22 protein-coding genes are annotated in these 24,135 nt (G+C 66.2%); 8 read left to right on the top strand and 14 right to left on the bottom strand.

What is annotated here, in order from left to right; translation table 11 throughout:
• Nucleotides 1-2 precede the first annotated feature (2 nt).
• Nucleotides 3-830: a biotin--[acetyl-CoA-carboxylase] ligase gene (locus B9Y86_RS02015; RefSeq protein ID WP_085482445.1), complete on the bottom strand. Its 828-nt coding sequence runs from the start codon at nt 828-830 to the stop codon at nt 3-5.
• 162 nt (nt 831-992) lie between these two features.
• On the opposite strand from B9Y86_RS02015, the gene B9Y86_RS02020 reads away from it, so the two are divergent.
• Entirely contained in the window at nt 993-2,564 is a 1,572-nt protein-coding gene (locus B9Y86_RS02020; protein WP_044441817.1) for an acyl-CoA carboxylase subunit beta, read from the top strand.
• Nucleotides 2,565-2,571: 7 nt separating this feature from the next.
• Here B9Y86_RS02020 and B9Y86_RS02025 read toward each other — a convergent pair whose 3' ends face one another.
• Nucleotides 2,572-3,387 carry an SDR family oxidoreductase gene (locus tag B9Y86_RS02025; protein WP_085482447.1) on the bottom strand — a complete coding sequence of 272 codons (816 nt, stop codon included), beginning with the start codon at nt 3,385-3,387 and terminating at the stop codon, nt 2,572-2,574.
• A gap of 272 nt (nt 3,388-3,659) precedes the next feature.
• Here B9Y86_RS02025 and B9Y86_RS02030 point away from each other — a divergent pair, with 272 nt between their 5' ends.
• On the top strand, nt 3,660-4,646 hold the full coding sequence (locus B9Y86_RS02030) for a hypothetical protein (RefSeq protein ID WP_085482449.1): 987 nt from the start codon (nt 3,660-3,662) through the stop codon (nt 4,644-4,646).
• 5 nt (nt 4,647-4,651) lie between these two features.
• Here B9Y86_RS02030 and B9Y86_RS02035 read toward each other — a convergent pair whose 3' ends face one another.
• Nucleotides 4,652-7,150, bottom strand: coding sequence for a bifunctional lysylphosphatidylglycerol flippase/synthetase MprF (locus tag B9Y86_RS02035; protein ID WP_085482451.1), 2,499 nt, complete (start codon nt 7,148-7,150; stop codon nt 4,652-4,654).
• A 43-nt stretch (nt 7,151-7,193) separates the two neighbouring features.
• On the opposite strand from B9Y86_RS02035, the gene B9Y86_RS02040 reads away from it, so the two are divergent.
• A complete protein-coding gene (locus B9Y86_RS02040; protein WP_085482453.1) occupies nt 7,194-7,436 on the top strand; it encodes an acyl-CoA carboxylase subunit epsilon in 243 nt (80 codons plus the stop codon).
• 282 nt (nt 7,437-7,718) lie between these two features.
• Here B9Y86_RS02040 and B9Y86_RS02045 read toward each other — a convergent pair whose 3' ends face one another.
• From B9Y86_RS02045 to B9Y86_RS02060, 4 genes are all read right to left on the bottom strand, one after another.
• Complete coding sequence (locus tag B9Y86_RS02045; RefSeq protein WP_085482455.1) at nt 7,719-8,738, bottom strand: hypothetical protein; 1,020 nt, start codon at nt 8,736-8,738, stop codon at nt 7,719-7,721.
• The gene (locus B9Y86_RS02050; RefSeq protein ID WP_176223224.1) at nt 8,735-9,940 is read right to left on the bottom strand and encodes an ATP-binding protein; all 1,206 of its coding nucleotides are present in this window, start codon (nt 9,938-9,940) and stop codon (nt 8,735-8,737) included. The genes B9Y86_RS02045 and B9Y86_RS02050 overlap by 4 nt, the downstream gene beginning before the upstream one ends.
• Nucleotides 9,941-10,055: 115 nt before the next feature.
• A complete protein-coding gene (locus B9Y86_RS02055; protein WP_085482459.1) occupies nt 10,056-10,754 on the bottom strand; it encodes a response regulator transcription factor in 699 nt (232 codons plus the stop codon).
• Between the two features lie 62 nt (nt 10,755-10,816).
• Nucleotides 10,817-12,103: a class I SAM-dependent RNA methyltransferase gene (locus B9Y86_RS02060; protein WP_085482461.1), complete on the bottom strand. Its 1,287-nt coding sequence runs from the start codon at nt 12,101-12,103 to the stop codon at nt 10,817-10,819.
• Nucleotides 12,104-12,139: 36 nt separating this feature from the next.
• Here B9Y86_RS02060 and B9Y86_RS02065 point away from each other — a divergent pair, with 36 nt between their 5' ends.
• Together B9Y86_RS02065 and B9Y86_RS02070 are read left to right on the top strand one after the other, a co-directional pair.
• Entirely contained in the window at nt 12,140-12,784 is a 645-nt protein-coding gene (locus B9Y86_RS02065; protein ID WP_085482463.1) for a Maf family protein, read from the top strand.
• An 82-nt stretch (nt 12,785-12,866) separates the two neighbouring features.
• Complete coding sequence (locus B9Y86_RS02070) at nt 12,867-14,639, top strand: acetyl/propionyl/methylcrotonyl-CoA carboxylase subunit alpha (protein ID WP_085482465.1); 1,773 nt, start codon at nt 12,867-12,869, stop codon at nt 14,637-14,639.
• A gap of 115 nt (nt 14,640-14,754) precedes the next feature.
• On the opposite strand, the gene B9Y86_RS02075 is transcribed toward B9Y86_RS02070, so the two are convergent.
• A complete protein-coding gene (locus tag B9Y86_RS02075; protein WP_085483699.1) occupies nt 14,755-16,191 on the bottom strand; it encodes an NAD(P)H-quinone dehydrogenase in 1,437 nt (478 codons plus the stop codon).
• 97 nt (nt 16,192-16,288) lie between these two features.
• On the opposite strand from B9Y86_RS02075, the gene B9Y86_RS02080 reads away from it, so the two are divergent.
• Entirely contained in the window at nt 16,289-17,122 is an 834-nt protein-coding gene (locus B9Y86_RS02080; protein WP_085482467.1) for a purine-nucleoside phosphorylase, read from the top strand.
• Nucleotides 17,122-18,819, top strand: a complete 1,698-nt coding sequence (locus tag B9Y86_RS02085) for a phospho-sugar mutase (protein ID WP_139824743.1) — start codon at nt 17,122-17,124, stop codon at nt 18,817-18,819. Before B9Y86_RS02080 ends, B9Y86_RS02085 begins: the two co-directional genes overlap by 1 nt.
• Nucleotides 18,820-18,823: 4 nt before the next feature.
• Here B9Y86_RS02085 and B9Y86_RS02090 read toward each other — a convergent pair whose 3' ends face one another.
• From B9Y86_RS02090 to B9Y86_RS02110, 5 genes are read right to left on the bottom strand one after another with little or no spacing between them, the layout of a single operon-like run.
• Complete coding sequence (locus B9Y86_RS02090; protein ID WP_085482471.1) at nt 18,824-19,096, bottom strand: PTS sugar transporter subunit IIB; 273 nt, start codon at nt 19,094-19,096, stop codon at nt 18,824-18,826.
• Between the two features lie 24 nt (nt 19,097-19,120).
• Nucleotides 19,121-19,576 carry a PTS sugar transporter subunit IIA gene (locus tag B9Y86_RS02095; protein WP_085482473.1) on the bottom strand — a complete coding sequence of 152 codons (456 nt, stop codon included), beginning with the start codon at nt 19,574-19,576 and terminating at the stop codon, nt 19,121-19,123.
• 3 nt (nt 19,577-19,579) lie between these two features.
• The gene (locus tag B9Y86_RS02100) at nt 19,580-20,701 is read right to left on the bottom strand and encodes an adenosine deaminase (protein ID WP_085482476.1); all 1,122 of its coding nucleotides are present in this window, start codon (nt 20,699-20,701) and stop codon (nt 19,580-19,582) included.
• Nucleotides 20,702-20,710: 9 nt separating this feature from the next.
• Entirely contained in the window at nt 20,711-21,466 is a 756-nt protein-coding gene (locus B9Y86_RS02105) for an IclR family transcriptional regulator (protein WP_085482478.1), read from the bottom strand.
• Nucleotides 21,467-21,468: 2 nt separating this feature from the next.
• A complete protein-coding gene (locus tag B9Y86_RS02110) occupies nt 21,469-22,644 on the bottom strand; it encodes an adenosylhomocysteinase (RefSeq protein ID WP_085482481.1) in 1,176 nt (391 codons plus the stop codon).
• A 67-nt stretch (nt 22,645-22,711) separates the two neighbouring features.
• On the opposite strand from B9Y86_RS02110, the gene uriH reads away from it, so the two are divergent.
• The gene (gene uriH, locus B9Y86_RS02115) at nt 22,712-23,659 is read left to right on the top strand and encodes a uridine-preferring nucleoside hydrolase UriH (protein ID WP_085482483.1); all 948 of its coding nucleotides are present in this window, start codon (nt 22,712-22,714) and stop codon (nt 23,657-23,659) included.
• Between the two features lie 16 nt (nt 23,660-23,675).
• Here the strand turns inward: uriH and B9Y86_RS02120 are convergent, their stop codons facing one another.
• Nucleotides 23,676-24,134: a hypothetical protein gene (locus tag B9Y86_RS02120; protein WP_085482485.1), complete on the bottom strand. Its 459-nt coding sequence runs from the start codon at nt 24,132-24,134 to the stop codon at nt 23,676-23,678.
• Nucleotide 24,135 lies beyond the last annotated feature (1 nt).

Raw genomic sequence — 24,135 nt, forward strand, 5'->3', positions numbered from 1 at the left:
TATTAAACCTTCAGGTGAGTGATATCCCCTGCGGCCACGACGACTCTCCAGCCATCCGAGTCGCGATCGATACCGATACGACCCAGCTCGTCGATCTCGCGAGCGATGCCCGAGACGACCTCTCCGCCGGGAAGCTCGGCCAGAACGGGGCTGCCGAGTGTGCCGCACAGCGCTGTGACGAGGGCGTGCAAGCCGCTCTGCACGGCGTCGCCCTCAAAGCGCACGAAGTCGCGGTAGAGCCGCGACAGATTGATGATGTAGCCCGCGAGCGCCGCATCGAGCGATGCGTGCTGCACTCCGGAGAGAAGCAGCGACGTTGCCGTGGAGACGGGAAGTTCGCTCTCTGTCAGCGAGATGTTGAGGCCTGCTCCGACGATGACCCCAGTCGACGGCACGAGCTCGCTGAGGATTCCGCTGACCTTGGCACCGTCGATCAGAACGTCGTTCGGCCATTTGAGCGAGGCGACCGGGTGGTGATGCACGCTCGTCGCGTGGCCCACTTCTCCCTCGATGAGCGAACGCACGACCTGGGTCATGGCGGCGCCCGCCATCAGCGGCAGCCAACCCAAGCTGTCGGGCGGCAGTACCGACGAACCGATCGGCTGCCGCAGCAGAACAGACACGGCGAGGCACTTGCCTGCAGGCGCGGTCCAGGTTCGGCCGAGTCTCCCCCTGCCCTGGGTCTGAGTGTCTGTAGCGACCACCGAGAGATCGGGCCAGGCCGAGGCATCCGGCCCTGTAGCGCGCTCGCGCAGCGCGTCGTTCGTCGAGCCGACGCTCGGAAGCCAGTCGAGACGCTCGGCGACCGCGGAACTGAGGGGCAGTTTCATAGGCATCACCCTAGGCGCAGCGCCTGTCGCTTGTCGGCACGGCGCACGGGCTCGAACCAATGGATGCGCGGCAAATTTGTAGCAATCAACCAACGGTTGGCGGCGATGGCTGGCCGGTAGAGTGAACCGGTGAGCGAAGACGTAACTGCACAGGCGCCGGACATGTACACCACAGCGGGCAAGCTGGTCGACCTGAAGAACAGGTACCACGAGGCCGTGACTGCGAGCGGTGAGGCGGCGATCGCCAAGCAGCACGCCCGCGGCAAGAAGACCGCCCGCGAGCGCATCGAAGAACTGCTCGACGCGGGATCGTTCGTCGAGATCGATGAGTTCGTGCGCCACCGCACCGTGGCCTTCGGCATGGAGAAGTCGCGCCCCTACGGCGACGCGGTCGTCACAGGAACGGGCACGATCCACGGGCGCCAGGTCGCCGTGTACTCACAAGACTTCACGATCTTCGGAGGCTCGCTCGGCGAGGTGGCCGGCGAGAAGATCATCAAGGTCATGGATCTCGCCTTGAAGACCGGTGTGCCGATCATCGGCATGCTCGACTCCGGCGGGGCCCGCATTCAGGAGGGCGTTGTCGCCCTCGGCAAGTACGGCGAGATCTTCCGCCGCAACACGCAGGCGTCGGGTGTCATCCCTCAGATCTCGATCATCATGGGCCCGGCTGCCGGCGGCGCCGTCTACTCCCCCGCCCTCACCGACTTCGTGATCATGGTCGACAAGACCAGCCAGATGTTCGTGACCGGCCCCGACGTGATCAAGACCGTCACCGGCGAAGACGTGGGCATGGAGGAGCTGGGCGGTGCGCTGACCCACAACACCGTCTCGGGTGTCTCGCACTACCTGGCGAGCGATGAGGAAGACGCTCTCGACTTCGCTCGCGGGCTGATCAGCTACCTGCCCGACAACAATCTGTCGGATGCTCCGGTCTACGACAGCGAGGTCGAGCTCGAGATCACGGATGCCGATCGCAAGCTCAACACGCTCATCCCGGATTCGCCGAACCAGCCGTACGACGTGCACACCGTGATCGAGCACATCGTCGACAACGGCGAGTTCCTCGAGACGCAACCGCTCTACGCGCCCAACATCGTGGTGGGCTTCGCCCGGGTCGAGGGTCGCTCGGTGGGAATCGTCGCCAACCAGCCCAACGCCATGGCCGGAACTCTGAACATCGAGGCCGGCGAGAAGGCGGCGCGCTTCGTGCGGTTCTGCGACGCGTTCTCGATTCCGATCCTGACTCTGGTCGATGTGCCCGGCTACCTTCCGGGAACCGACCAGGAGTGGACCGGCGTCATCCGCCGCGGCGCGAAGCTGCTCTATGCCTACGCCGAGGCCACCGTTCCCCTCATCACGGTGATCACCCGCAAGGCCTACGGCGGCGCGTACATCGTGATGGGATCGAAGCAGCTCGGCGCCGACATCAACCTCGCGTGGCCCACCGCTGAGATCGCCGTCATGGGTGGCCAGGGCGCGGTCAACATCCTCTACCGCGGCGAGATCAAGCGGGCAGAAGAAGCCGGCGAAGACGTGGCCGCCGTGCGCACGCGGCTGGCCAACGAGTACACCTACAACGTGGCGTCGCCGTTCCTTGCTGCCGAGCGCGGGGAGCTCGACGGAGTGATCGAGCCGGCCGCCACCCGAGTCGCGGTCGTCAAGGCACTCCGGGCGCTCCGCACGAAGCGCGCGAGCCTCCCCACGAAGAAGCACGGCAACATCCCGCTGTAGCCGCCCGCTACTCCGTGGCTGCGCCGCGCCAGTCGTCCGTCGTGAGGTGCGATCCGCCCTGCGGACCCATCTGAAGCATGCCGCCGTCGACGGCCCAGGATGCTCCGGTGACGTAACTCGAGGCGGGTGATGCGAGAAACGCGATCACCGACGCGATCTCGCCCGCGATGCCCGAGCGTCCGAGCGGGATTCCGGGTCGGTGCGTGCTGAACGCATCCTCGTCGGTCATGTCGTTCATGGGCGTGGCGATCTCGCCCGGAGCCACCGCGTTGACGGTGATGTCGTGCTGCCCCAGTTCGAGCGCCGCTGTCTTCAGCAGCCCGCCGAATCCATGCTTCGCCGCGTCATAGGCACTCGACCCGACCCGCGGCTGGTGTTCGTGCACACTCGTCACCCCGATGATGCGGCCCCCGGCCCCCTGTTCGACCATCGTCTTCGCGGCCGTCTGGATGGCGACAAAAGCTCCGTCGAGATCGGCGGCTATCGTGTGACGCCACGTCTCCAGGTCCATCTCGAGAAACGGTGCGACATCCATGACCCCGGCGTTGTTGACGAACACGTCGAGGCCACCGAGCTTCTCGATGAGAGACGTGATCGTTCCAGAAACGGAGTCGAGCTCGCCGGTGTCGAGCTGCGCGATGTGGGCGTCGCGACCGAGCGAGCGCACCATGGCGGCCGTTTCGTCGGCGCCGTCGGAATCGGAGTGGAAGGTGATGCCGACATCCATGCCGGCCTCGGCGAGAGCGAGGGCGGTGGCGCGGCCGATGCCCGAGTTCGATCCGGTGACGATGGCGCGACGGGGTGAGAAGTTCGATGTACTCATGTCTACGACGCTACGGCGACGACCGGCGCTGACGGCAGGGCTTGACGCACGCAAAGACCGGCGCCCGGCGCACTCGGCGGCACCATAGAGACGCGAGCGCGCCTTTGACGGGTGAACGCGCCGACCACGACGGCGCGTTCACCCGCTGATGGCGCGTTCGGCAGCCATATCGACTCGCCGTCCGCTCCTCCACCGACGTCGACCGCGGTGAACCGTTCACAGAGACGAGAGCACGGCAGGTCGGAGCCCGAATCCGAGGGCAAACTGTCGCCATGCCTCAGAAGAACCCCGAAGACAGGCTCTTATACGTGCGTGAGCGCTCGTTACTCGTCGGTGACGATTCCGCTCTTCGGAGTCGAGCTGCGCGGGGCGAACTTCTGCGTATCAGCCACGGTGTTTATGCTCCTGAACAGGAATGGAACGCCTGGAACGCGGCCGAGCGCTACCGCGCTCGTGTCTTTGGCGTGGCCAACAGCCGGCGAGCGGATGTCGTGCTGTGGGGTTACTCCGCTGCGGCGTTGTGGCGTCTGCCGGTGATCGGGGCTTGGCCCGACGAGGTGCATCTCCTCACCGAGAAAGCACGTGGCGGTCGATCGCACGATCGCATTCGACGGCACGCTCTTGGCTTCGAGCATGCCGAACTCACGCTTCTCGATGGAGTACGCGTGACCGGTGCGGCGCGCACGGTCATCGATCTGGCCTCGTCTGCGCCCTTCATGTCAGCTGTGGCGGCTGCCGATTTTGCGCTGCACAACGAGATGACGAACCACGACGAACTTCGGGCGATTCTCTCGGCGCTGGGACGATTCCGAGGTTCGTCGCGAGCCGCTCGTGTCGTCGACTTCGCAAGCCCCCTGGCGGAATCGGTAGCCGAATCGGCCGGTCGAGTCACAATGGCGCGCTGCCGGTTTCCGCAGCCCGAGCTTCAGAAGGAGTTCTGGGGCCCGAACGGAGAACACGCCTTCGTGGACTATTGGTTTCGAGGCGCGAAGACCATCGGCGAAGTGGATGGTCGCGCCAAGTATGAGGATCCCGTGTTTCTGAGAGGGCGAACACCGGAACAGGCACTCTGGGATGAGAAGCTGCGCGAGGATTGGCTTCGTTTACAGAGCGACGGATTCGGTCGATGGGACTGGTCGATCGCCGTCTCCCCTCGTCGGCTCACGCAGCGGCTTCTTGAGATGGGAGTGCCCCAGGTGGCACCCAACCACCCCGACGCGTTCCACGTTCGGCCGTTGGATGACGAGAGGCGGCAGTGAGCGCGCTACTTCTTCGCAGCCAGGGTGCGCACCAGCGAGACCGCCTCCTTGGCCGACACCGTCGGCAGGTAGGCCTTGCCCACCGCGGCGCCGATCGCCGGCAGCTCCATCGGGTCTGCGTACGCCATGTAGATCGTCTCGTACGTGGGATTGAACTTCGCCTTGAACCGGAAAAGCGTCGAGAAGCCGTAGGCGGGCTCGAGCGTCTTGGCGAGGAACTCGAGAAGGCCCGTCATCACGGTCGGCGCCGGCGGCTCCTCGCCCGCGGCCAAGGGCTTGGAGGCGAGCGGCGCACCCGACAGGCTCAGCACCTCGATACCGTCTTTCTGCATGGCCAGCGCGGCCGACGCGATGAGGAACTCCATGGTTCCGTTCATGCTTCCGTCGGCCCTGCGCATGAAGTCGATGGTGTAGCCCACGGGCACCCCGTCGCGATACATGGGCAGCCAGCTCGTGACCGCCTGGATCGCCCCCTCCGGGTTCACCGCGAGCATCAGCCTCACGTCGGGATCTTTGATCTCCTCCAAGGCGCCGAGAGTGAATCCCATCTCGGGCAACTCCTTCTCAGAGACCCAGGCTTCGGAGATCGCGTTGATCTGATTCGACTGCGAGAGTGTGAGGTCGTCGTAGCTCAGCCATTCTGTCGTGAGCCCCTCCTTGATTCCGCGGTTCAGAGCCTGGCGCACCTTCTGCCACGGCTTGCCCGCCATATCGAGGGTCACCGGATGCATGAGCGTCTCCTCGCCGACCGACATGTACTGCCATCCCAGGTCGTCGAACGAACTCAAGAACTGCGGATGCACGCTGTAGAAGACCGGAGTCCAGCTGTTGGCGTCGCAGAACTCGGAGAACTCGCGGATCGTCTGCGCAGCCCGGTCGTCGCTGCACACCGGGTCGCTCATGGTGATCGCGATGTCATTGATCACGCGGTACGCCACGGCCGCGTCACCGTCGGCGCTGAACCAGTAGACGTTGCCGGGCCAGGTTCCCATCCACCCCATGGTGCCGCCGCCACCGCGCTTGAGCAGCGCTCTGAACCGCTGAGGATCGCCAACCCGAACGATCTGATCCGTGGCCGAGAACACCCTCAGGATGCCCGCGACCACGATCGCCCAGAACACCGGACCCACCCAGTGGAAGATCGCCCGGGTCAGCTCGTCTCGCGGCACCATCACGTGGCCCGTGGTGCCGAGGAAGTTCACCGGTATGAAGCGCCGGAAGACGTCTGCGGTGAGCTGCGGCAGCGTCGCATCCGGCACGTAGCTGCCGAGCGTCAGCCATCCGACGACCAGATACAGAACCGACAGCGCGACGAGCGCCACAAGCGACACGAGCGTGAATCGGATGAGCGCTTCGCGCGGCGCTCTGATGTCGAAGTGAACTCGACGGGCCACCAGCACAGCTGAGACCACGATCGGCACGACGACGGCGCTCCCGAGCCAGACCACGTAGTCGACCACGTCGAGCGATGGCCCTCCCGCACCCTCTGTCTGCAGGGTCTGCATGACGTCGAGCGAGAACCACGCGAGCAGTGCGAACGCGATGTTTACCAGCACGGCGAGCCACAGGGCGAATCGACGACCCTTGCGAAGACCCCACGCGGCCACGAGCAGCAAGACCAGCGGAATGAAGGTGAGCAGCACGGGACCGGGGCCGGCGAGGCTCAGCAGGGCCAGCTGGTGCACGCAGCTGGCGCTCGTCGCTCCGGCGCACTGAGACGTCGTGGCCGCCGCGTCGGGAAATGTGCGGAACAGCTCGCTGGCCGCAGCGAACGGACCGAACCCGTCGGGGTTGATGAGCGCGATCACCGGGCCGACCGCGGTGACCGCCACGATCGTCGCGAGCAGCACGCGAACCTCTCCGTGCGAACTGCGTTGGGGTGCCACGGGTTCGCCGCGGCGTGCCAGCAACCGCCCGAGAAGAAGGCCGAGCACAGCTGCCGACAACCTGTACGAGTTCGACGAGTCGCCGTCGTAGAGCACGAACATCAGCAGAATCGAGAAGCTCACGACTCGTATGCGACGCCGCCACAGCGCCGACAGAAACGCGGATGCCGTGAGCAGGCTCCCGACGATCGGTGTCAGAGGGTCGAGGGTGAGGTCGAGAGACGTGCCGACCGCCCACCATTCGCCGGCAAGACTGCCGATCCACTGAAAGAAGACACCGACGACGAGGCCGAGGATGCCCGTGACCAGGAACGATGCGACCAGTCGCCGCGCACCCATGGCTCGCTCGGCCGTTCCGAGAAGCACGAGCGAGAGGAGGACCCCGGCGAGCAGCTGTGCAGGATCTCCGGGAATGAAGAGGGCGGTCACGAATGTCCACCACTGACCGTTCGACGCGGTCGTGACGCCTGCGCCCCAGGTCTCCTCGGCCGAGTCGAAGTACACGAAGTCGTAAACGGTGCCACTCACTACCGACGTCACGATGAGGAGCAGGGCGAACCCGACGCTCAACGGAATCGTACGCAGGTACCGCGCGATGAATCCGAGCGTCACAGACATCCGGCCCTCCCCCAGGTCGTGCTCCTAATGTAGCCTCGAGTTCGTGACTGAATCGACACCGCGCCACGCAGCAGCCCCCGAGCCGATCGAGTTCACGATCACCACGCCGAACCTCGAGCCCGAGCAGATCGCGGCGGTCACGGCGGTGCTCCAGGCGGCTATCGCGAATACGTCCGACGTGTCGAACGAGGCGGTCGCGCCCACGGTGACCGGCTGGGAGAAGTCGCGCCGCGACCTGCGCACGCCCATCCACCCGGGTGCAGGTGAATGGCGCCGCGCGACGTAGCGGTTATGCGGTTCCAGCCGCGCCGATGCTGGGTTTCAGCGCTTTTCGAAAGCGTGTCCTCATTTATGCCGACTGGTGTCGTATAGGCGAGTCGAGTCATGATGACTTTGCTAGGTGTTCTCCTTCGGGATGAACATCGCCAGTCCATTGCCATCTAGGGTAAGCGGGCAGTGAACTGGGGGCGAGTCAGAGCACTATTCGGGTTAGTGCTCTGACTCGGATTCGTAACTGTGGGGCCGATGGATTACCGTCGGCCCCACTTTTACATTCGACCGCGTGCGCTCACGGCCTCCGGATCTCGTGCCACAAGGTGACTTCGTCGTCGCCATCGTCGTCGCCGAGCGCGGCCGCGGTTCCGTCGTCGCCGGTCTCTCGAAGGCCCACAACCGACACGGCGGTGTCCGAATTCTCCGTGCCGGTCCTGATGATCAGTCGATCGGCCTCGATTCCGCCGACCACGTCGACGAGCTCGGCGAGCGCTGCGAGCCTGTCCATCTCGGGCAGCGCGTCGAGCCCTCCGTCGTCGAGCATCGTGACATGCACGCCTCGTCGGCGAGCGGCCATCACCTCGGCGCGCACGTCGTCGGTGAGCAGCAGCCGGCCTCGGATCTCGTCACGGATCGCGGCCTCGAGATGGAGACACTCGCGCCGCTCGTCGGCCCCGAGGTCGCCTCCGGATGCGACGATGCGACGCAGCATCGGAGCTGCCAGCTTGTCCATCTGCTCGAGGCGGTGCCTGCGCTCGTAGAGAAGCGCTTCCTGGTTGGCCTGCCACTCGGCCGCCTTGATACCGGCGCGCGCGTACTGGGCGGCATCCTGCTCGGCACGCACCAGCGCGATCGACAGGGCGTGTGCGATCGCCACCCACATAGCGCCTCCGAAGACGCCGGTCAGGATCAGTGCCAGGGGATCCGCCCACACCACGATTGCGACCACCGTGACGCCGACACCGATCCACGCGAACACGGGCTGGCCGCGCACCATCGTGATCACGAGCAGCGTGAAGACCCCGGCCACGAACCATGTCGCGTACCCGTTCGCGGCGTGCGGATCGAGCTGTGACAGAACGAGGATCGAGAGAACGGGGCCGACGGCTACGTTGAGTGCCGCATTCCACCCCGCCATCGGTTTCGCCGTGGGAGCCCACAGGCTCACCGCGGTGGCAGCCGCATACAGGACCATGGCGACAACGACGGGTGCGGGGTCGCGCGGCACCGAGATCGATGAGAGTGCGAGAACCAGGTGGTACGCGGAGAACAGGGCCGCGAGACCGATGACGAGGAATCTGGGCGACGAGATCATGAGGCCTGCTCGCCGAGATCGAAGGCGCGTCGTATGTGCTCAGCGGTGGTCTCGCCGTTGGGGTCGGGCCATATGATCACGATCGAGGCGCCGCCGCCGGGAACCGATTGGATCTGCACGGCTCCCCCCACGGTAGCGACGCGTTCGCGGATGCTGACGCGCAGCCCAAGCCTCTCCTGCGGAACCTGAGCGGGATCGAAGCCCACACCGGTGTCCGACACCTGCACGGTGAAGCCCTCTCCCTTGTCTGCGTGAACCGAGAGCGTGCGCTCGATCGCGACCTTGTCGGCCGTGGGATCGTCGGCATGCTGGAGGCTGTTGACCATCGCCTGCACAGAAGCGGAGAAGACCGCCTCGGCGACGTCTCCGGGCACGGTGCGCTGCGGAATCGACCCGTGGGCGTAGTCGAACCCGGGCGAGAGCACATGGGCTGCATTGGCGAGGCGCTCGGCCAGTTCGCCGAGCGTGGTCTCGAATCCGGGTTTGCCGGGTTCTCCCGACGAGTGGAGGGCTCGGAGCGCATCCCGCGCCATCTCCACGACCAGATCGCGTTCCATGGCACTGTTGCTCTTCGATGCCGACAGCAGGGTCGTGAGTACGCGATCGTGCACGAGCGCATCGACGTGCAGACGCTCCGCCTCCATCGCATCCTGTTTCACGGCGACGGAGTAGCGCAGCATGGCCGCCTGCTGGGCCTGGTCTACGCGATCGGCGGCATTGCGCAACGTCGTGAGCAGAATGAGGATGAAGGCGCCCAAGATGAAGACATACAGCGCGTCGAGGGCTGCGAGGCCGGGATCCGCTCCTCCGCCGGAAGGCAGGGCACGCAGGATCGCGTACATGATCGGCACAACCACGACGTACAGCCCGGCGAGCCAGACGTTGAAGGCGATCGCGGCGTAGGCGGTCGCCACCGTCACGATGTACCACAGCCATGGTTCAGTGGGCGCGGTCTCGTTCGGCTGGATCACCGCTGCCGGCCAGAGCACGAGCGACAAGACGAACACGGTCGCCATCGCACCCGCGGCGATGGCGACTCCGCGCGCGACGATGCTGGTGATGAGCACGGCGAACATGCCGGTGAACAAGACAACAGGCATCGCGATCGCCCAGCCCGGCGAGAGATAGTCGCCCGACGCGAGAAGGTTGGGCAGGGCCTGCAGAGCGAAGACGATACCGAAGACTCCCGCGGTTCGACTCATCACGGTTTCGATACGCGCCCTCGAAATCGAGCCGCGCGTACGATTCAGGATGCCGGGAGGCGCCGATGGTCCTCGGGTCTCGGTGCTCGCTGGTCGAGCGGGTGCAGACATGCGCTCACCTGCCGTCGGTGTTCTCACCGAGAGCCAGGATGCCGTCTTCGACGGCCCGCTTCAGGAGATCGACCTTGGTCGGAGCGGGGCGGCCCACCTGCACGTACTTGGCGCGCACCCTGTCGAGATATTCGCGTGCGGTCGGTGTGGCGATGCCCAGCTCAGCCGCAACGAGTTTGAGGGGCAGGCCGGCCGCATACAGGTGCAGCACGTCGCGCTCTCGGGCCGTGAGCCGAGCCCGAGAGAATTCGGCATCTGCGTCGATGGCGCTCGCCCACTCGAGGTTGTTGAGCACTCCGCCCGCAGCGACCGTGGCTATCGCCGCGATCACCGTACTGGTGGCCGCCGACTTCGGGATGACGCCTGCGGCACCCGCCGCGAGCGCTTCACGAACGCTGGCGGTGCGGTCTGCGATGCTGTGCACGAGAACCGATGCGCCGGTGTTTAGCGCGGCCTCGACGTTGTGGGTGACACTGAGCCCGTCTCCGATGCTGAGGTCGAGCACGACGACGTCAGACGGCCGGGTACCGAGCGCGCGAATGAGGTCGGGAACAGTCAGCCCAACGGCGACGACCTCGTAGCCGGCCTCAAGGCACGCGGCCTTGAGCCCGAGAAGAACCGATTCGTGATCGTCGACGATCGCGACGCGCACCGTCGTTTCGGAGAGACGATCGGCCGAAGCCGTCTTGTCTGCGGGAATCATGGTGGCCTTCCCTCCGCGGGTCACTTCGATGGTAACGGACGTGCGCTTCGAGCGTTCGAGGGTCAGCCCTTCGTGAGGACTGCCACGGATTCGACATGGTGCGTGTGAGGGAAGAGGTCGAACGCGCGCATCGAGCGCACGCGATAGCCGCCGCGCTCGAACTGCCCGGCGTCGCGCGCGAAGGCAACGGGATCGCACGCGACGTAGACGACCTGAGCGACGTCGAGCGAGATCAGGGAGTTGACGACCTGCTTGCCCGCCCCAGCGCGGGGCGGGTCGAGGATCACTGTGGCGCGAGACAACCGCTCGCGCTCAGAAGCCTGTGCACTCTTCTCGAGCTGGCGCAGATAGCGGTCGACCCTGTTCGTCTCTGCGTTCGCGCCGAAGAATTCGCTGAGGTTCTCGGCCGCATAGTCCGTCGCGAGTTCGTTGCCTTCGACGCTGGTGATGCGCAGGCCCGAGCCGACCTTCTCCCCCAGCGCCGCGGCGAGGAGCCCGACGCCGCCGTAGAGGTCGAGATTGAACGCGGCGGGATCGAGAAGCTCGTCGAGCACCTCGCTGCGGATCGCCCGAGACAGTGTCGACGCCGCTGAGCGGTGCACCTGCCAGAAACCCTGCTCATCGAGCAGGAACTCGCGCCCGTCGACCACCTCGGTGATACTGCGCCCACGCCTCGCTGCGGCGCGCTTGCCCCGCCCGTTCTCCGGCGTCTCCGTCGAGGTGACGAAGCGAGGCGCTCCCTGCGACGGCGCGACCAGGTCGATGTACCCGTCGGCAGGAAAGTCCGAGCCGTCGACTCGATCACCGAGCGGGGCCTCGTGCTCGAGCGCCGGCGTCGCCAGCGGAAGGTCGTCGACGGCGATGACCCGATGCGAACGGGCCGCGAACGGACCGACGCGGCCATCGGCATCCACGTGCAGTCGCACGCGCGTTCGCCAGCCGAGACCGCCGCGCTCGTCGTCACCGTCGACGGCTTCGACCTCGACGTCGCGTTCAAGACCGGCGAAACGCTTGAGCGAGTCGACGATGACCTGACGCTTGAGTTCGCGCTGCCACGACAGGTCGATGTGGCCGAATTCGGCTCCGCCCGCCCTGTTGTCGGGGTCACGATCGATCGAGGCGGCCTGCCAGACGTGAGGCACGCGATGAGGCGATGCCTCGAGCACACGAACAGTGTCAGCCCGCCAGAACGAGGCGTGCTCGTCGTCGGTGATGCGTGCGATCACCCGCTCGCCGGGCAGCGAGTCCGTGACGAAGACCACGCGGCCATCGAGTCGTGCGACCGATATTCCGCCGTGGGCTACGTTGGTAATCTCCAGCTCGACCTGTGTTCCCTGCGCGTCAGCCATGGTTCGAGCATCCCATACGAAAGGGCGGTCCTCTCCGTGCGCCTCTATCTCGCATCCACCTCGCCGGCTCGCCTCGCCCTGCTCAGGCAGGTCGGCATCGAACCCGTCGTCGTGCCGTCGAACGTCGACGAAGAGGCCGCCGTGCGGCTCGCGACCGATTCCAACGGCGAACTGGATGCCTCGGCGATGGTCACTCTGCTGGCCCGGTTGAAGGCCGAGGCGATTCTCGGGCAGCAGCCGGATGGCGAGGCGATCGACGGGGTGATTCTCGGCGGCGATTCGGCCTTCGAGCTCGATGGCATCATCTACGGCAAGCCTCACGAGCCTCAGGTCGCCCGCGACAGATGGCTCGAGCAGCGGGGCAAGACGGGCACGCTGCACTCGGGGCACTGGATCATCGAGGTCAAGAACGGCGAGCCGGCCAGGGCGCTCGGCGCCACAGCTCACGCCTCGGTGGAGTTCGCCGCCGACATCACCGAGCAGGAGATCGACGCGTATGTCGCGAGTGGCGAGCCCCTGCAGGTGGCTGGGGCTTTCACGGTCGACGGGCTCGCGGCACCGTTCATCCGCTCGGTCACGGGGGCGCCGTCCACGGTGATCGGCATGTCCCTGCCAACACTCCGCACCATGCTCGCCGAGATCGATATCGACATGATGTCGCTTCGAAACGTCGTCCGATAAGAGGTTCCCACAGGGTCTGCACGGCATTTTTGTCCGTGTCTGCCAAAGGACGGCAACCTCGGCCCAATAGGCTGGGTGCATTATGCCGCGCATCACCAAGGTACTCATAGCCAACAGAGGCGAGATCGCAGTCCGGGTCATCCGGGCCGCCAAAGACTCCGGAATCGGATCGGTCGCCATCTACGCCGATCAAGATCGAGACGCTCTGCACGCCCAGCTCGCCGATGAGGCGTACGCCCTCGAGGGCACCACGAGTGCCGAGACCTATCTCGTCATTCCGAAGATCCTCTCGATCGCGCGGCGAAGCGGCGCAGATGCCATTCACCCCGGTTACGGGTTCCTCGCCGAGAACGCCGCCTTCGCGCAGGCGGTCATCGACGCGGGCCTGGTGTGGATCGGTCCTTCGCCCGCCGCCATCGCGAAGCTCGGCGACAAGGTCTCCGCACGCCATGTGGCCGAGAAGGTCGGCGCGCCCCTCGCGCCCGGCACCCTCGACCCCGTCAGCGGCGCAGACGAGGTGCTCGCTTTCGTCGCACAGCACGGCCTCCCCGTCGCCATCAAGGCGGCCTTCGGCGGCGGTGGCCGCGGTCTCAAGATCGCCTATACCGAAGACGAAGTGGCCTCGCAGTTCGAGTCGGCCACCCGCGAGGCGATCACCGCCTTCGGTCGTGGTGAGTGCTTCGTCGAGAAGTACCTCGACAAGCCCCGGCACGTCGAGACCCAGTGCCTCGCAGACGCGCACGGCAACGTCGTCGTCGTATCGACCCGTGACTGCTCGCTGCAGCGTCGCCACCAGAAGCTCGTCGAGGAGGCCCCGGCCCCGTTCCTCACCGACGCCCAGAACGCCGAGCTGTATCGCGCATCCAAAGCCATTCTCAAAGAGGTCGGCTATGTGGGCGCCGGCACCTGCGAGTTCCTGGTCGCTGCCGACGGAACGGTGTCGTTCCTCGAGGTGAACACCCGTCTGCAGGTCGAGCACCCCGTGTCAGAAGAGGTCACCGGCATCGACCTCGTGCGCGAGCAGTTCCGTCTCGCCGAGGGGGGCGTTCTCGACTATGACGACCCCGCGCCCCGCGGCCACTCCTTCGAGTTCCGCATCAACGGTGAAGACGCCGGTCGCGGATTCCTGCCGAGCCCGGGCCCCATCCACACGTTCAACGCCCCGGGCGGCCCCGGCGTGCGCATCGACACGGGCATCAGGGCCGGCGACGTCATCTCAGGCTCGTTCGACTCGCTTCTTGCCAAGCTCATCGTCACCGGCAGCTCTCGTGAAGACGCTCTCGAGCGCTCGCGTCGCGCACTCGACGAATTCGAGGTGCACGGCCTGCCGACCGTACTGCCATTCCACCGGTCGATCGTGCGCGATCCCGCGTTCGCGCCGGCGGATGGCCAGCCGTTCACCATCTTCACCCGGTGGATCGAGACGGAGTATGTGAACGACATCGAGGCCTGGTCGGGCGAGCTCGAGGAGTCCGCTCCCGCGGCCGAGCGCACGACCGTGGTGCTCGAGGTCGATGGCAAGCGCGTCACCGTTGCGATGCCTGCCAGCTTCGGAGGCAGCTCCTCGACCGCGCGTGCGGCAACCTCCGGCTCCGCGCCGAAGCGCCGCGGTTCGGCTGCAGGATTCTCGTCAGCGACGGGCAACTCGGTCAAGGCTCCCATGCAGGCCACCATCGTCAAGATCGCCGTCGCCGAGGGCGATGCGGTCGTCAAGGGCGATCTCGTGCTCGTGCTCGAGGCCATGAAGATGGAGCAGCCCATCGCCGCTCACAAAGACGGCACGATCGCGAACATCGCAGCCACGGTCGGCGCCACGGTGTCGTCGGGCACCGTGCTGCTCGACATCGCCGACTAGGTAGAGCCCTTCCGCACCCTTCACAGATGAGGAAAGCGCTCGTCGCGGCCGCATGTCGCACCGGAAACGGCGGCGTGCCGCGAGTTTTTCCTCATCCGCGACCGGACGCGAACCGCTAGAGAACGATGTGCATCGCGCGGGCCGCATCGGAGATGCTGCCCGAGAGCGACGGGTACACGCTGAACGCGCGCGAGACCGCATCGACGGTGAGGCGGTGCTCTACCGCCAAGGCGATCGGAAAGATCAGTTCCGACGCGTTGGGAGCGACGACGACTCCGCCGATGACGGTGCCCGAGCCGGTGCGGGCGAAGAGCTTCACGAAGCCCTCTTTGATGCCCATCATCTTGGCTCGGGGGTTCTCCGACAGGGGCAGCTTGTAGATGTCGCCCTGCGCGATGCCCTCTTCGATCTGACGCTGGGTCCAGCCGACGGTGGCGATCTGCGGCTGGGTGAAGATGTTCGACGACACATTGCGTAGCTCGGTGGGGTTCACCGCATCTCCCATGGCGTGGAACACGGCCGTGCGGCCCTGCATCGAGGCGACGGATGCCAGCGGTAGGAAGGTCGTGCAGTCGCCGGCCGCGTAGATCGACGGCATCGACGTGCGGGCAACCCTGTTGACGCGGATGTGACCGGACTCTGTGAGCTGCACGCCGGCCTCGGCAAGCCCGATGCCTTCGGTGTTCGGGATCGAGCCGACGGCCATGAGGCAGTGGCTGCCCTCGACGGTGCGGCCATCCGAGAGGGTCGCGATGACGCCCTTGTCGGTGCGCACGACGGAATCGGCGCGTGACTTCGAGAGCACGGTCATGCCGTTGCGTTTGAACACGTTCTCGATCACCGCGGCCGCGTCGGCGTCTTCGCCGGGCAGAACCTGGTCACGGCTCGAGATGAGCGTGACCTTCGAACCGAGCGCGGTGTACGCCGAGGCGAACTCGGCCCCGGTGACGCCCGATCCGACCACGATGAGGTGCTCGGGAACCGTCTTCAGCGTATACAGCTGAGTCCAGGTGAAGATGCGTTCTCCGTCGGGAACCGCGGAGTCGAGGATTCGGGGGCTCGCTCCGACTGAGACGACGATGGTGTCGGCCTCGATCTCGTCGAAGTCCGTACCCTCTTCGCCCTTCGAGGTCGAGACGATCACCGAGTTGGGTCCGTCGAGGCGGCCCTCGCCGGTGACGACGCGCACGCCCGAACGGATGAGGCTGGATTTCATGTCTTCGGACTGCTGCCGTGCAAGGCCGAGGAGTCGCTTGTTCACCGCGGCGAGGTTGACGGCGATCTCGGGGCGCACCGGCTTGCCCGTGCCGCCGCGAGTGAAGAACTGCACACCGAGATCGGCGGCCTCGCCGATCGCGTTCGTTGCCTCGGCCGTGGCGATCAGCGTCTTCGATGGCACGACATCGGTCAGCACGGCGGAGCCGCCCACGCCGACCCGCTCGATCAATGTGACATCAGCACCGAGCTGAGCTCCCGCAATAGCGGCGTCATACCCGCCCGGACCGCCGCCGAGGACGGCGATTCTCTGCTTGCGCTCGAACTCATAGACCATGACGGCCATTCTCCCGTGTCGCGCGGGCCACCGCCAAACCCACGCCCCGCGTATCGGCCTTCCGCCGGTGAACACCGCGTTAATCTAAGGTGGTTCAATGCTCACCACGACAGCCAATCCCCTCGATTCCTCCGACGCCGATCCCTTCGAGATCGCCCGCGAGGCGGCAGCTCAGATCGCCGAGAAGACAGGGGTCGCGCATCACGACATCGCCTTGACCCTCGGCAGCGGCTGGGGCAAGGCCGCAGACCTCATCGGCGAGACCATCGCCACCGTGGATGCGACGGAGATCGTCGGCTTCTCGGCCTCGGCCGTTCCCGGGCACGGCGGCACGCTCCGCTCGATCGCGCTTCCCAACGGAAAGCACGCCCTCGTGATCGGCGCGCGCACCCACTACTACGAGAACCACGGCGTGCGCCGCGTCGTGCACAGTGTGCGCACCGCCGCAGCCACGGGCGCCACGACCATGATCCTCACGAACGGGGCCGGCGGCATCCGTGAAACCTGGACCCCGGGAACGCCCGTTCTCATCAGCGACCACATCAATCTCACGGCGGATTCACCCCTCGAGGGCGCCACGTTCATCGACCTGACCGATCTGTACTCGAGCCGCCTGCGCGACATCGCCCGCACGGTCGACGCCGACCTCGACGAGGGCGTCTACGTGCAGTTCCGAGGCCCGCACTACGAGACACCGGCCGAGGTGCAGATGGCGAAGGCGATCGGCGGCCACATCGTGGGCATGTCGACAGCGCTCGAAGCCATCGCCGCCCGACAGGCCGGCATGGAGATCCTCGGCATGTCTCTCATCACGAACCTCGCCGCCGGCATTCAGAAGACCCCGCTGAGCCACGAAGAGGTCATCGAGGCCGGCCGCAACGCCGAGGGCAGGATCGGCTCGCTGCTCGCCCGTATCGTGGGTGAGCTGTGATCGATTCCGACCTGTTCGAGGCTGCCCGCGCGTGGCTTGCACAGGACCCCGACGACGAGACGCGCTCCGAGCTGTCGGCTCTGATCGAGGCCGCCGGCTCGGGTGACACATCGGCCCTCGACGATCTGCGCGATCGCTTCGAGACGCGTCTCGCTTTCGGCACCGCCGGACTCCGAGGCGAGATCGCCGCGGGGCCCAACCGTATGAATCGCGTGCTGGTCTCACAGGCCGCTGCAGGTCTCGCCGCCTACCTGATCGAGCGCGCGGTCGACGGTGACCCCACGAGCATCGTGATCGGATACGACGGGCGCAAGAACTCGGCCGTCTTCGCGACCGACACCGCCGAGATCATGGCAGGCGCCGGCATCCGGGCCATTCTGCTGCCCCGACTGCTGCCTACCCCGCTCGTGGCCTTCGCCGTGCGGCACCTCGATGTGAGCGCCGGCGTGATGGTGACGGCGTCGCACAACCCGCCGAACGACAACGGCTACAAGGTCTATCTGGGCGGCATCGACCAGGGCTCGCAGATCGTCTCCCCCGCCGACGCGGAGATCGCAACGCACATTCTGCGTATCGCGGCTGAGGAGAATGTTCTCGAGCTGCCCCGTTCAGACGCCTACGAGATCGCGCCAGAGTCTGTCGTCGAGGCCTACATCTCGCAGACCGCCGAACTCGCGTCGCGACCCGCAGTTCAGCCGAAGGTGGTCTACACGGCGATGCACGGCGTCGGCTGGCAGACCTTCAGAGCGGTACTCGAGGCCGCAGGGTTCGACGAGCCCACGGTCGTGCGTCAGCAGATCGACCCCGACTCCGCCTTCCCCACCGTCTCCTTCCCCAATCCCGAGGAACCGGGCGCGCTCGATCTCGCATTCCGGACCGCGCGCGAGGTCGACGCCGATCTGGTGATCGCGAACGACCCCGACGCCGACCGGCTGGCCATCGCCATCCGCGATTCGTCGTCGCCGGCGACCTTTCGCGCGCTCACCGGCAACGAGGTGGGCGCCCTGCTCGGCTGGCGTGCCGCCGAGAATCTGGATGCCGCTGCTCGCGACGAGCAGACCGCCTCCGGTACCTTGGCGTGCTCGATCGTGTCGTCGCCCGCGCTGCGAGCGGTCGCTGCGGAATACGGACTCGAGTTCGCCGAGACCCTCACCGGCTTCAAGTGGGTCTCTCGCACGCCCGGGCTCGCGTTCGGATTCGAGGAGGCTCTGGGATACCTGGTCAATCCGTCGACAGTGCGCGACAAAGACGGCATCTCTGCGGCTCTGGCCCTGCTCGATCTGGCCAGCGGACTCGCGGCTCGCGGCCTCACCCTCGACGACCAGCTCGATGCGTTCAGCATGCGCTTCGGGCACTTCGCATCGGGCCAGGTGTCGGTGCGCGTCACCGATCTGTCGCAGATCACCCGGGTGATGGCACGGCTCCGAGCCGAACCGCCCGCCGAGATCGGAGGCATCCGCGTGTCGAGCATCGACGATCTGCTCGGCGCCGACGGAGTTCTGCCGTCGTCGGATGTTCTGCGGATCCACCTCGACGACGGCTCACGCGTGATGGTGCGCCCCAGCGGAACGGAGCCGAAGCTGAAGGTCTACCTCGATACCCAGTCGAGCGACGGAACGCTCGACGAACGCAGAACTGCGGCCGCCGAGGCGCTCTCGCGCCTCGAAGAAGGTGTGCGCGCGCTGATCGCGGAGTAGCGGGTCAGCCGAGAGCGATCTCGAGCTTTCGCGTGAGTTCGTCGAGGTCGAAGTAGTTCTCGATCACGACGACATCGGCGTAGGTCTTGCCGATGAACTTCACGAGTTCGGGAGACGCCAGGATCACCTGCGCGTCTTCTGCGGCGACAGCGAGACCGGCGATGTCGGTGGCCTCGATATCGGCCTGGATGCCCAGCCGAGCGAGGGCACGTTCGGCGTTCACTTTGAGAATGGCCGAGGTTCCGATGCCTGCTCCGCAGAAGGCGATGATCTTCATAGGGTCAACGATAGTGGGCGGCGATCACGCCTCGGGTTGGGCCCGACCCAGCACCGCCCTCACCGCCTCGACCGTCGTCGCCTGAGCGATGGCGGTGGTGGCCATCGGGTCGTTGAACACGTTCGCCAATTCTGCCAGCACGGTCACATGCCCCTCGTTGCTGGTCACCGCGAGCGCCAGAACGACCTCGACGGGGTCGTTGTGCGGATGCCCGAACACGACCGGCTCGTCGAGCGTCACGACCGCGAGCCCGTCGTGCAGCACATCAGGCCCGGGGCGAGCGTGCGCGAGCGCGAGGCCTGGAGCGATCACGATATACGCGCCGAACTCCTCGACGACCTGCACCATGCGCTCGGCATAGGCATCCGTCGTAACCCCGCCCGCGACGAGCGCATCGCCCGCGATACGCACGGCGCTGCGCCAATCGGGCGCGTGCGCCCCGAGAACGAAGACGTCGTCTGGTAGTTCGTGCAACCGCATGGGCTACGCGCTCTGGAAGCCCGCGATGATCGTGTCTGCCAGATCCTGGCGCTCATCGAGCGGCAGGAAGGAGGCATTCGCAGCATTGAGCTGGAAGACCTCGAAGTCCTCGAGGTCGTACCCGAACGCGTCCGACAGCAGCGAGAGCTCACGGCTGAGAGAGGTGTTGCTCATCAGACGGTTGTCGGTGTTGACCGTGACCGTGAAGCCGAGCTGGTAGAGCAGATCGAACGGGTGGTCCTGCAGGTCGTCACCCCAGGCGGCGATCGCACCGGTCTGCAGATTCGACGACGGCGAGAGCTCGAGCGCGATCTCGCGGTCTTTGACCCACTGGGCGAGGCCGCCGATAGAGACGAACGTGTTCTCATCGTCGCTCGACTCGATGCGGATGTCCTCGGCGAGTCGAACGCCGTGGCCGAGTCGCAGCGCACGCCCGTCGAAGAGCGCGCCCCGGATGCTGTCGAGACCGTCGGCCTCACCCGCGTGCACTGTGACGGGAAGAAAGTTCTGGGCCAGATAATCGAATGCCGCGCGCTGGTTGCCCGCAGGAAAACCGAGCTCGGCACCGGCGATGTCGAACCCGACGACGCCACGCTCGCGGTGGCGCACAGCGAGCTCGGCAATTTCGAGGCCGCGATCTGCGTGGCGCATGGCCGTGACCAACTGGCCCACGCGCAGTGTCTTGCCTTCGCCTCGCGCGTCGTCGATGCCCTGCTCGATGCCCTGCTGCACCGCCTCGACGGTCTGGTCGAGAGTGAGGCCCTTGGCCACGTGCTGTTCGGGGGCCCAGCGCACCTCGCCGTAGACGACGCCGTCAGCGGCGAGATCCTGCACGAACTCGCGCGCGACGCGGGTGAGACCCTCTGTCGTCTGCATGACACCCACGGTGATGTCGAAGGTGGCGAGGTAGTCGACGAGCGATCCGGAGTCGGCGGAGTCTTCGAACCATTCACCCAGCGAGGCGGCGTCAGAGGCGGGCACCTCGAAGCCGATCGAGTCGGCCAGTTCGAGAATCGTGGCGGGGCGGAGGCCACCGTCGAGGTGGTCGTGGAGGGAGACTTTGGGGAGAGCGTTGATGCTCGTTCGGCCGTTGGCGAGCGTGTACTGCTCTCGTGAATCGTTCATGGCCTCAGCCTACGGCGTCGGTGCCGGGAAGACGCTGCCCGAGATCTGCGAGGCTGCATGCCGGGCGAGCCGCAGAACCGCGTCGGTACCGAGAACGCTCGCCCTCGTCGCGACGTAGGGCACGGTCAACGCAGCCACGGCCGTGCCATCGGCACGCAGCACGGGAAAGACGATGTCGATCACGCCGGCGTGAAGGTCGTCGCCACGCTCGACGTGCCCCGCCTCGCGAACCGATCGCAGAGCGGGCTCGAGCGCATCCGGATCGCTCGAGCGGAACGCTCGCAGGACCTCACCCGTCGCGGAGTCGTCGAGCGAAAACAGCGCGCCGACCCGCACCCGAAACCCGAAGTCGCCAGGGCTCTCGACTTGCGCAACGACGCGGGACAGTCCGGCTTCTTCGACACTGAGACTGCACGACTGCTCGGCCGCGTTTGCCAGCGCGCGCATCGGCCCGGCGGATGCCTGGAGCAGGCCGCGCAGAGGATCGTGACGGTGGGCCAGATCGAACAGGCGCAACGACAGGATGTAGAGCCCTGATTGATGGTCGCGGTGCACATAGCCGCGCCGCTCGAGAGTGCTCAGCACACGGAAGATCTGGCTGACGCTTCGCCCCACGCCGGATGCGATCTGGGCCTGACTCAGTGCCCCGTTCGTGGCGGAGAGAAGCTCGAGGATGTCGAGGCCCTTGTCGAGCGCGGGCGCCGCGTACTCCGTCTCGACGGGCGGCGCCGACGCGGAGGTCGATGATGCGCTTGATGCCGCCACGGTTAGAGGCTCGCCCCCATGGCGGCGACCATGCGTCGGGCGATCTCCCGCTCGAGATCATCGGGCACGGGCTGGGCGCCCGCGACCAGCGTGCCCGCCCCGGTCGCCACACGCTCGAGCGAGAGCACCTGGAGGAGAAACCCGAGGTCCATGGAGTCGAGCGAGTTGCCCTTGGGCGCCGTGCCCGCGAGGTTGAACATACGTCCGCCGGCGATCAGGATCACGTGCCGTCCGTTCGGCAGTTCGATGCGCTCGATCGTGTCGTCGATAGCCCGGGTGGCAGTGGCGCTCGTGCGCAACGACGCCGTGTCGATCTCCCAGGGGAAGTGGCCGCAGTTGGCCAGAATCGCGCCATCACCCATGCGGTCGATAGCCGACATCGTGAGCACGTTCGGGCGGCCGGTCGCGGTGATGAACACCTCGCCCCAGCCGGCGAGTCCGTCGGCGGTGTCGACGCGGAATCCGTCGAGGGCGGCCTCGAACGCTTTTAGTTCGTCGACCTCGGCCACGGCGACCTTGCCGCCAAGCGCGCGCAGGTACTGAGCGACGCCGCGGCCGCACCACCCGTAGCCGACCACGACGAAACGGCGGCCGGGAATCATGAGGTTCGTGATGCGCATGAAGCTCTCGACGACCGACTGACCCACGGCGTGCTTGTTCTCACCCAGCTGCTTCAACATGCTGTCGTTGATGACGATCACCGGGAACGGAACCTGACCCAGGAGCTCGGACCGCAGTCTGTCTCCACCTGAGGTCGTCTCTTCTGTTCCCCCGATCAGCGTCGCCCCTGCGCCCCGCGCGACGATGCCGGCCGCGAGGTCGGCGCCGTTGTCGAGCAGGATGTCCGGGGTCGCGTCGAGTACGGAGGCGACGTTCGCGTGGTGCTGGTCGAGGGAGTCGTCGCGGCGGCCGAACAGCGTCATGCCCTGGTTCTGCAGATAGGCGACCACGTCGTCTTGCGTCGATCCGTGGTTTCCGGTTCCGACGATCTCGGCACCCCCGGCGGCGAGGGTCTCCAGCAGCACCGCGGTCTTGGGCTCGATGTGCAGCGACATGCCGATGCGGTGGCCCTCGAAGGGTCTCGTCTCGGCGAATTTCTCCCGCACCGCGGCGAGAAGTCGCATGCGAGACCTGATCCACTCGACACGGGCGGCGGCGGAATCGATGAGCGCTGTCATGTCTTCAGTGTTGCATATATGAATGTCAGTTTCATATATGCTTTTATGACGACTTCAAGGAGCACCAATGCCGCGCAAGATCATCCTCGACTGCGACCCTGGCCACGACGACGCGATCGCGATCCTGCTCGCGCACGGCAATGCGCAGATCGAGTTGCTTGCGGTCACCACAGTGGTGGGCAATCAGACGCTCGACAAGGTCACGAGGAACGCCCTCGCCGTGGCCGAGATCGCCGGCATCGTCGGGGTTCCGTTCGCGGCCGGATGCCCGCGGCCGCTCGTGCGCACCATCGAGGTGGCGCCTGATATCCACGGCGAATCCGGCATGGACGGCCCCGAACTTCCGGAGTCGACGCGAGAACTCGACGGCCGGCACGCCGTCGACCTCATCATCGACACCATCATGGCGAGCGAGCCCGGCGAGATCACGTTGGTGCCCACGGGCGGGCTCACGAACATCGCGCTTGCTGCGCGCAAGGAACCACGCATCGTCTCTCGCGTGAGAGAGGTCGTCTTGATGGGCGGAGGCTTCCACGTCGGCAACTGGTCGGCCACCGCAGAATTCAACATCATCATCGACCCCGAGGCCGCTCATATCGTCTTCAACGAATCATGGCCGCTGACCATGGTGGGCCTCGACCTGACACACCAGGCGCTCGCCACTCCTGACGTGCGCGCGCGAATCGACGCCATAGACACCACGCCCTCACGCTTCGTGGGCGAGCTTCTCGACTTCTTCGCCAGCACGTACCTCGAGGCGCAGGGCTTCGCTCATCCGCCGGTTCACGACCCGTGCGCGGTGGCCTACGTCATCGACCCCAGCGTGATGACCGTGCGCAAGACGCCGCTCGATGTAGAACTCGCTGGCACGCTGACCCTCGGCATGACCGTGGCCGACTTCCGCTCGCCCGCGCCGGATGACTGCACGACGCAGGTGGCGGTCGACCTCGACACAGACAAGTTCTGGGCCCTCATCGAAGACGCGCTTCGCCGCATCGGAGAACCGGCGCGCTGACGCGAACGTATCCGTCTCAGATCGTGACGCCTCTGTTCTTCCATCCTGCACGGCTCAACACATCGAGAATCGGCGCCGACACCTGATCTCGGCTGTACACGACGACGGCATCGGCGGCTTCTGTCGACCGGGCCATTCGTCGCACGAGAGCGACGATGATCGTGAAGAGGTTGATGGAGAACCCCCTGCTGTAGCCGCGGTATAGACGGAACCGTCCGTTGTTGAGACCCGAATCCTGCTCGAACCAGCGAAAGCTGGACTTCTCCGCCGACAGCCGGACGACATAGCTGAAGTTTCTCGACGCGCCATGAGCCGCCTCGAGGCGAGGAGCCCACTCTGCATCGTCGAATTTCCATCGCCCGGTCGCCTCATCACCGTCGATCGTGAAGACGACAGACGTCCGAGGACCGTTGAGAGCCCCGATGGCTGCTCGCACCTCATCGAGCGTCCACGGCTGAGGCGGAGTCGTCGTCACG

It is taken from the genome of Agreia pratensis, from assembly GCF_900177685.1.
In the GTDB taxonomy this organism is placed as follows: domain Bacteria; phylum Actinomycetota; class Actinomycetes; order Actinomycetales; family Microbacteriaceae; genus Agreia; species Agreia pratensis.

Excerpts from the sequence above, each read along its gene's own strand:
- B9Y86_RS02015 (WP_085482445.1), bottom strand. The coding sequence starts at position 830 with ATGAAACTGCCCCTCAGTTCCGCGGTCGCCGAGCGTCTCGACTGGCTT.
- B9Y86_RS02020 (WP_044441817.1), top strand. The coding sequence starts at position 993 with ATGTACACCACAGCGGGCAAGCTGGTCGACCTGAAGAACAGGTACCAC.
- B9Y86_RS02025 (WP_085482447.1), bottom strand. The coding sequence starts at position 3,387 with ATGAGTACATCGAACTTCTCACCCCGTCGCGCCATCGTCACCGGATCG.
- B9Y86_RS02030 (WP_085482449.1), top strand. The coding sequence starts at position 3,660 with ATGCCTCAGAAGAACCCCGAAGACAGGCTCTTATACGTGCGTGAGCGC.
- B9Y86_RS02035 (WP_085482451.1), bottom strand. The coding sequence starts at position 7,150 with ATGTCTGTGACGCTCGGATTCATCGCGCGGTACCTGCGTACGATTCCG.
- B9Y86_RS02045 (WP_085482455.1), bottom strand. The coding sequence starts at position 8,738 with ATGATCTCGTCGCCCAGATTCCTCGTCATCGGTCTCGCGGCCCTGTTC.
- B9Y86_RS02050 (WP_176223224.1), bottom strand. The coding sequence starts at position 9,940 with ATGAGTCGAACCGCGGGAGTCTTCGGTATCGTCTTCGCTCTGCAGGCC.
- B9Y86_RS02055 (WP_085482459.1), bottom strand. The coding sequence starts at position 10,754 with ATGATTCCCGCAGACAAGACGGCTTCGGCCGATCGTCTCTCCGAAACG.
- B9Y86_RS02060 (WP_085482461.1), bottom strand. The coding sequence starts at position 12,103 with ATGGCTGACGCGCAGGGAACACAGGTCGAGCTGGAGATTACCAACGTA.
- B9Y86_RS02070 (WP_085482465.1), top strand. The coding sequence starts at position 12,867 with ATGCCGCGCATCACCAAGGTACTCATAGCCAACAGAGGCGAGATCGCA.
- B9Y86_RS02075 (WP_085483699.1), bottom strand. The coding sequence starts at position 16,191 with ATGGTCTATGAGTTCGAGCGCAAGCAGAGAATCGCCGTCCTCGGCGGC.
- B9Y86_RS02080 (WP_085482467.1), top strand. The coding sequence starts at position 16,289 with ATGCTCACCACGACAGCCAATCCCCTCGATTCCTCCGACGCCGATCCC.
- B9Y86_RS02090 (WP_085482471.1), bottom strand. The coding sequence starts at position 19,096 with ATGAAGATCATCGCCTTCTGCGGAGCAGGCATCGGAACCTCGGCCATT.
- B9Y86_RS02095 (WP_085482473.1), bottom strand. The coding sequence starts at position 19,576 with ATGCGGTTGCACGAACTACCAGACGACGTCTTCGTTCTCGGGGCGCAC.
- B9Y86_RS02100 (WP_085482476.1), bottom strand. The coding sequence starts at position 20,701 with ATGAACGATTCACGAGAGCAGTACACGCTCGCCAACGGCCGAACGAGC.
- B9Y86_RS02110 (WP_085482481.1), bottom strand. The coding sequence starts at position 22,644 with ATGACAGCGCTCATCGATTCCGCCGCCGCCCGTGTCGAGTGGATCAGG.
- uriH (WP_085482483.1), top strand. The coding sequence starts at position 22,712 with ATGCCGCGCAAGATCATCCTCGACTGCGACCCTGGCCACGACGACGCG.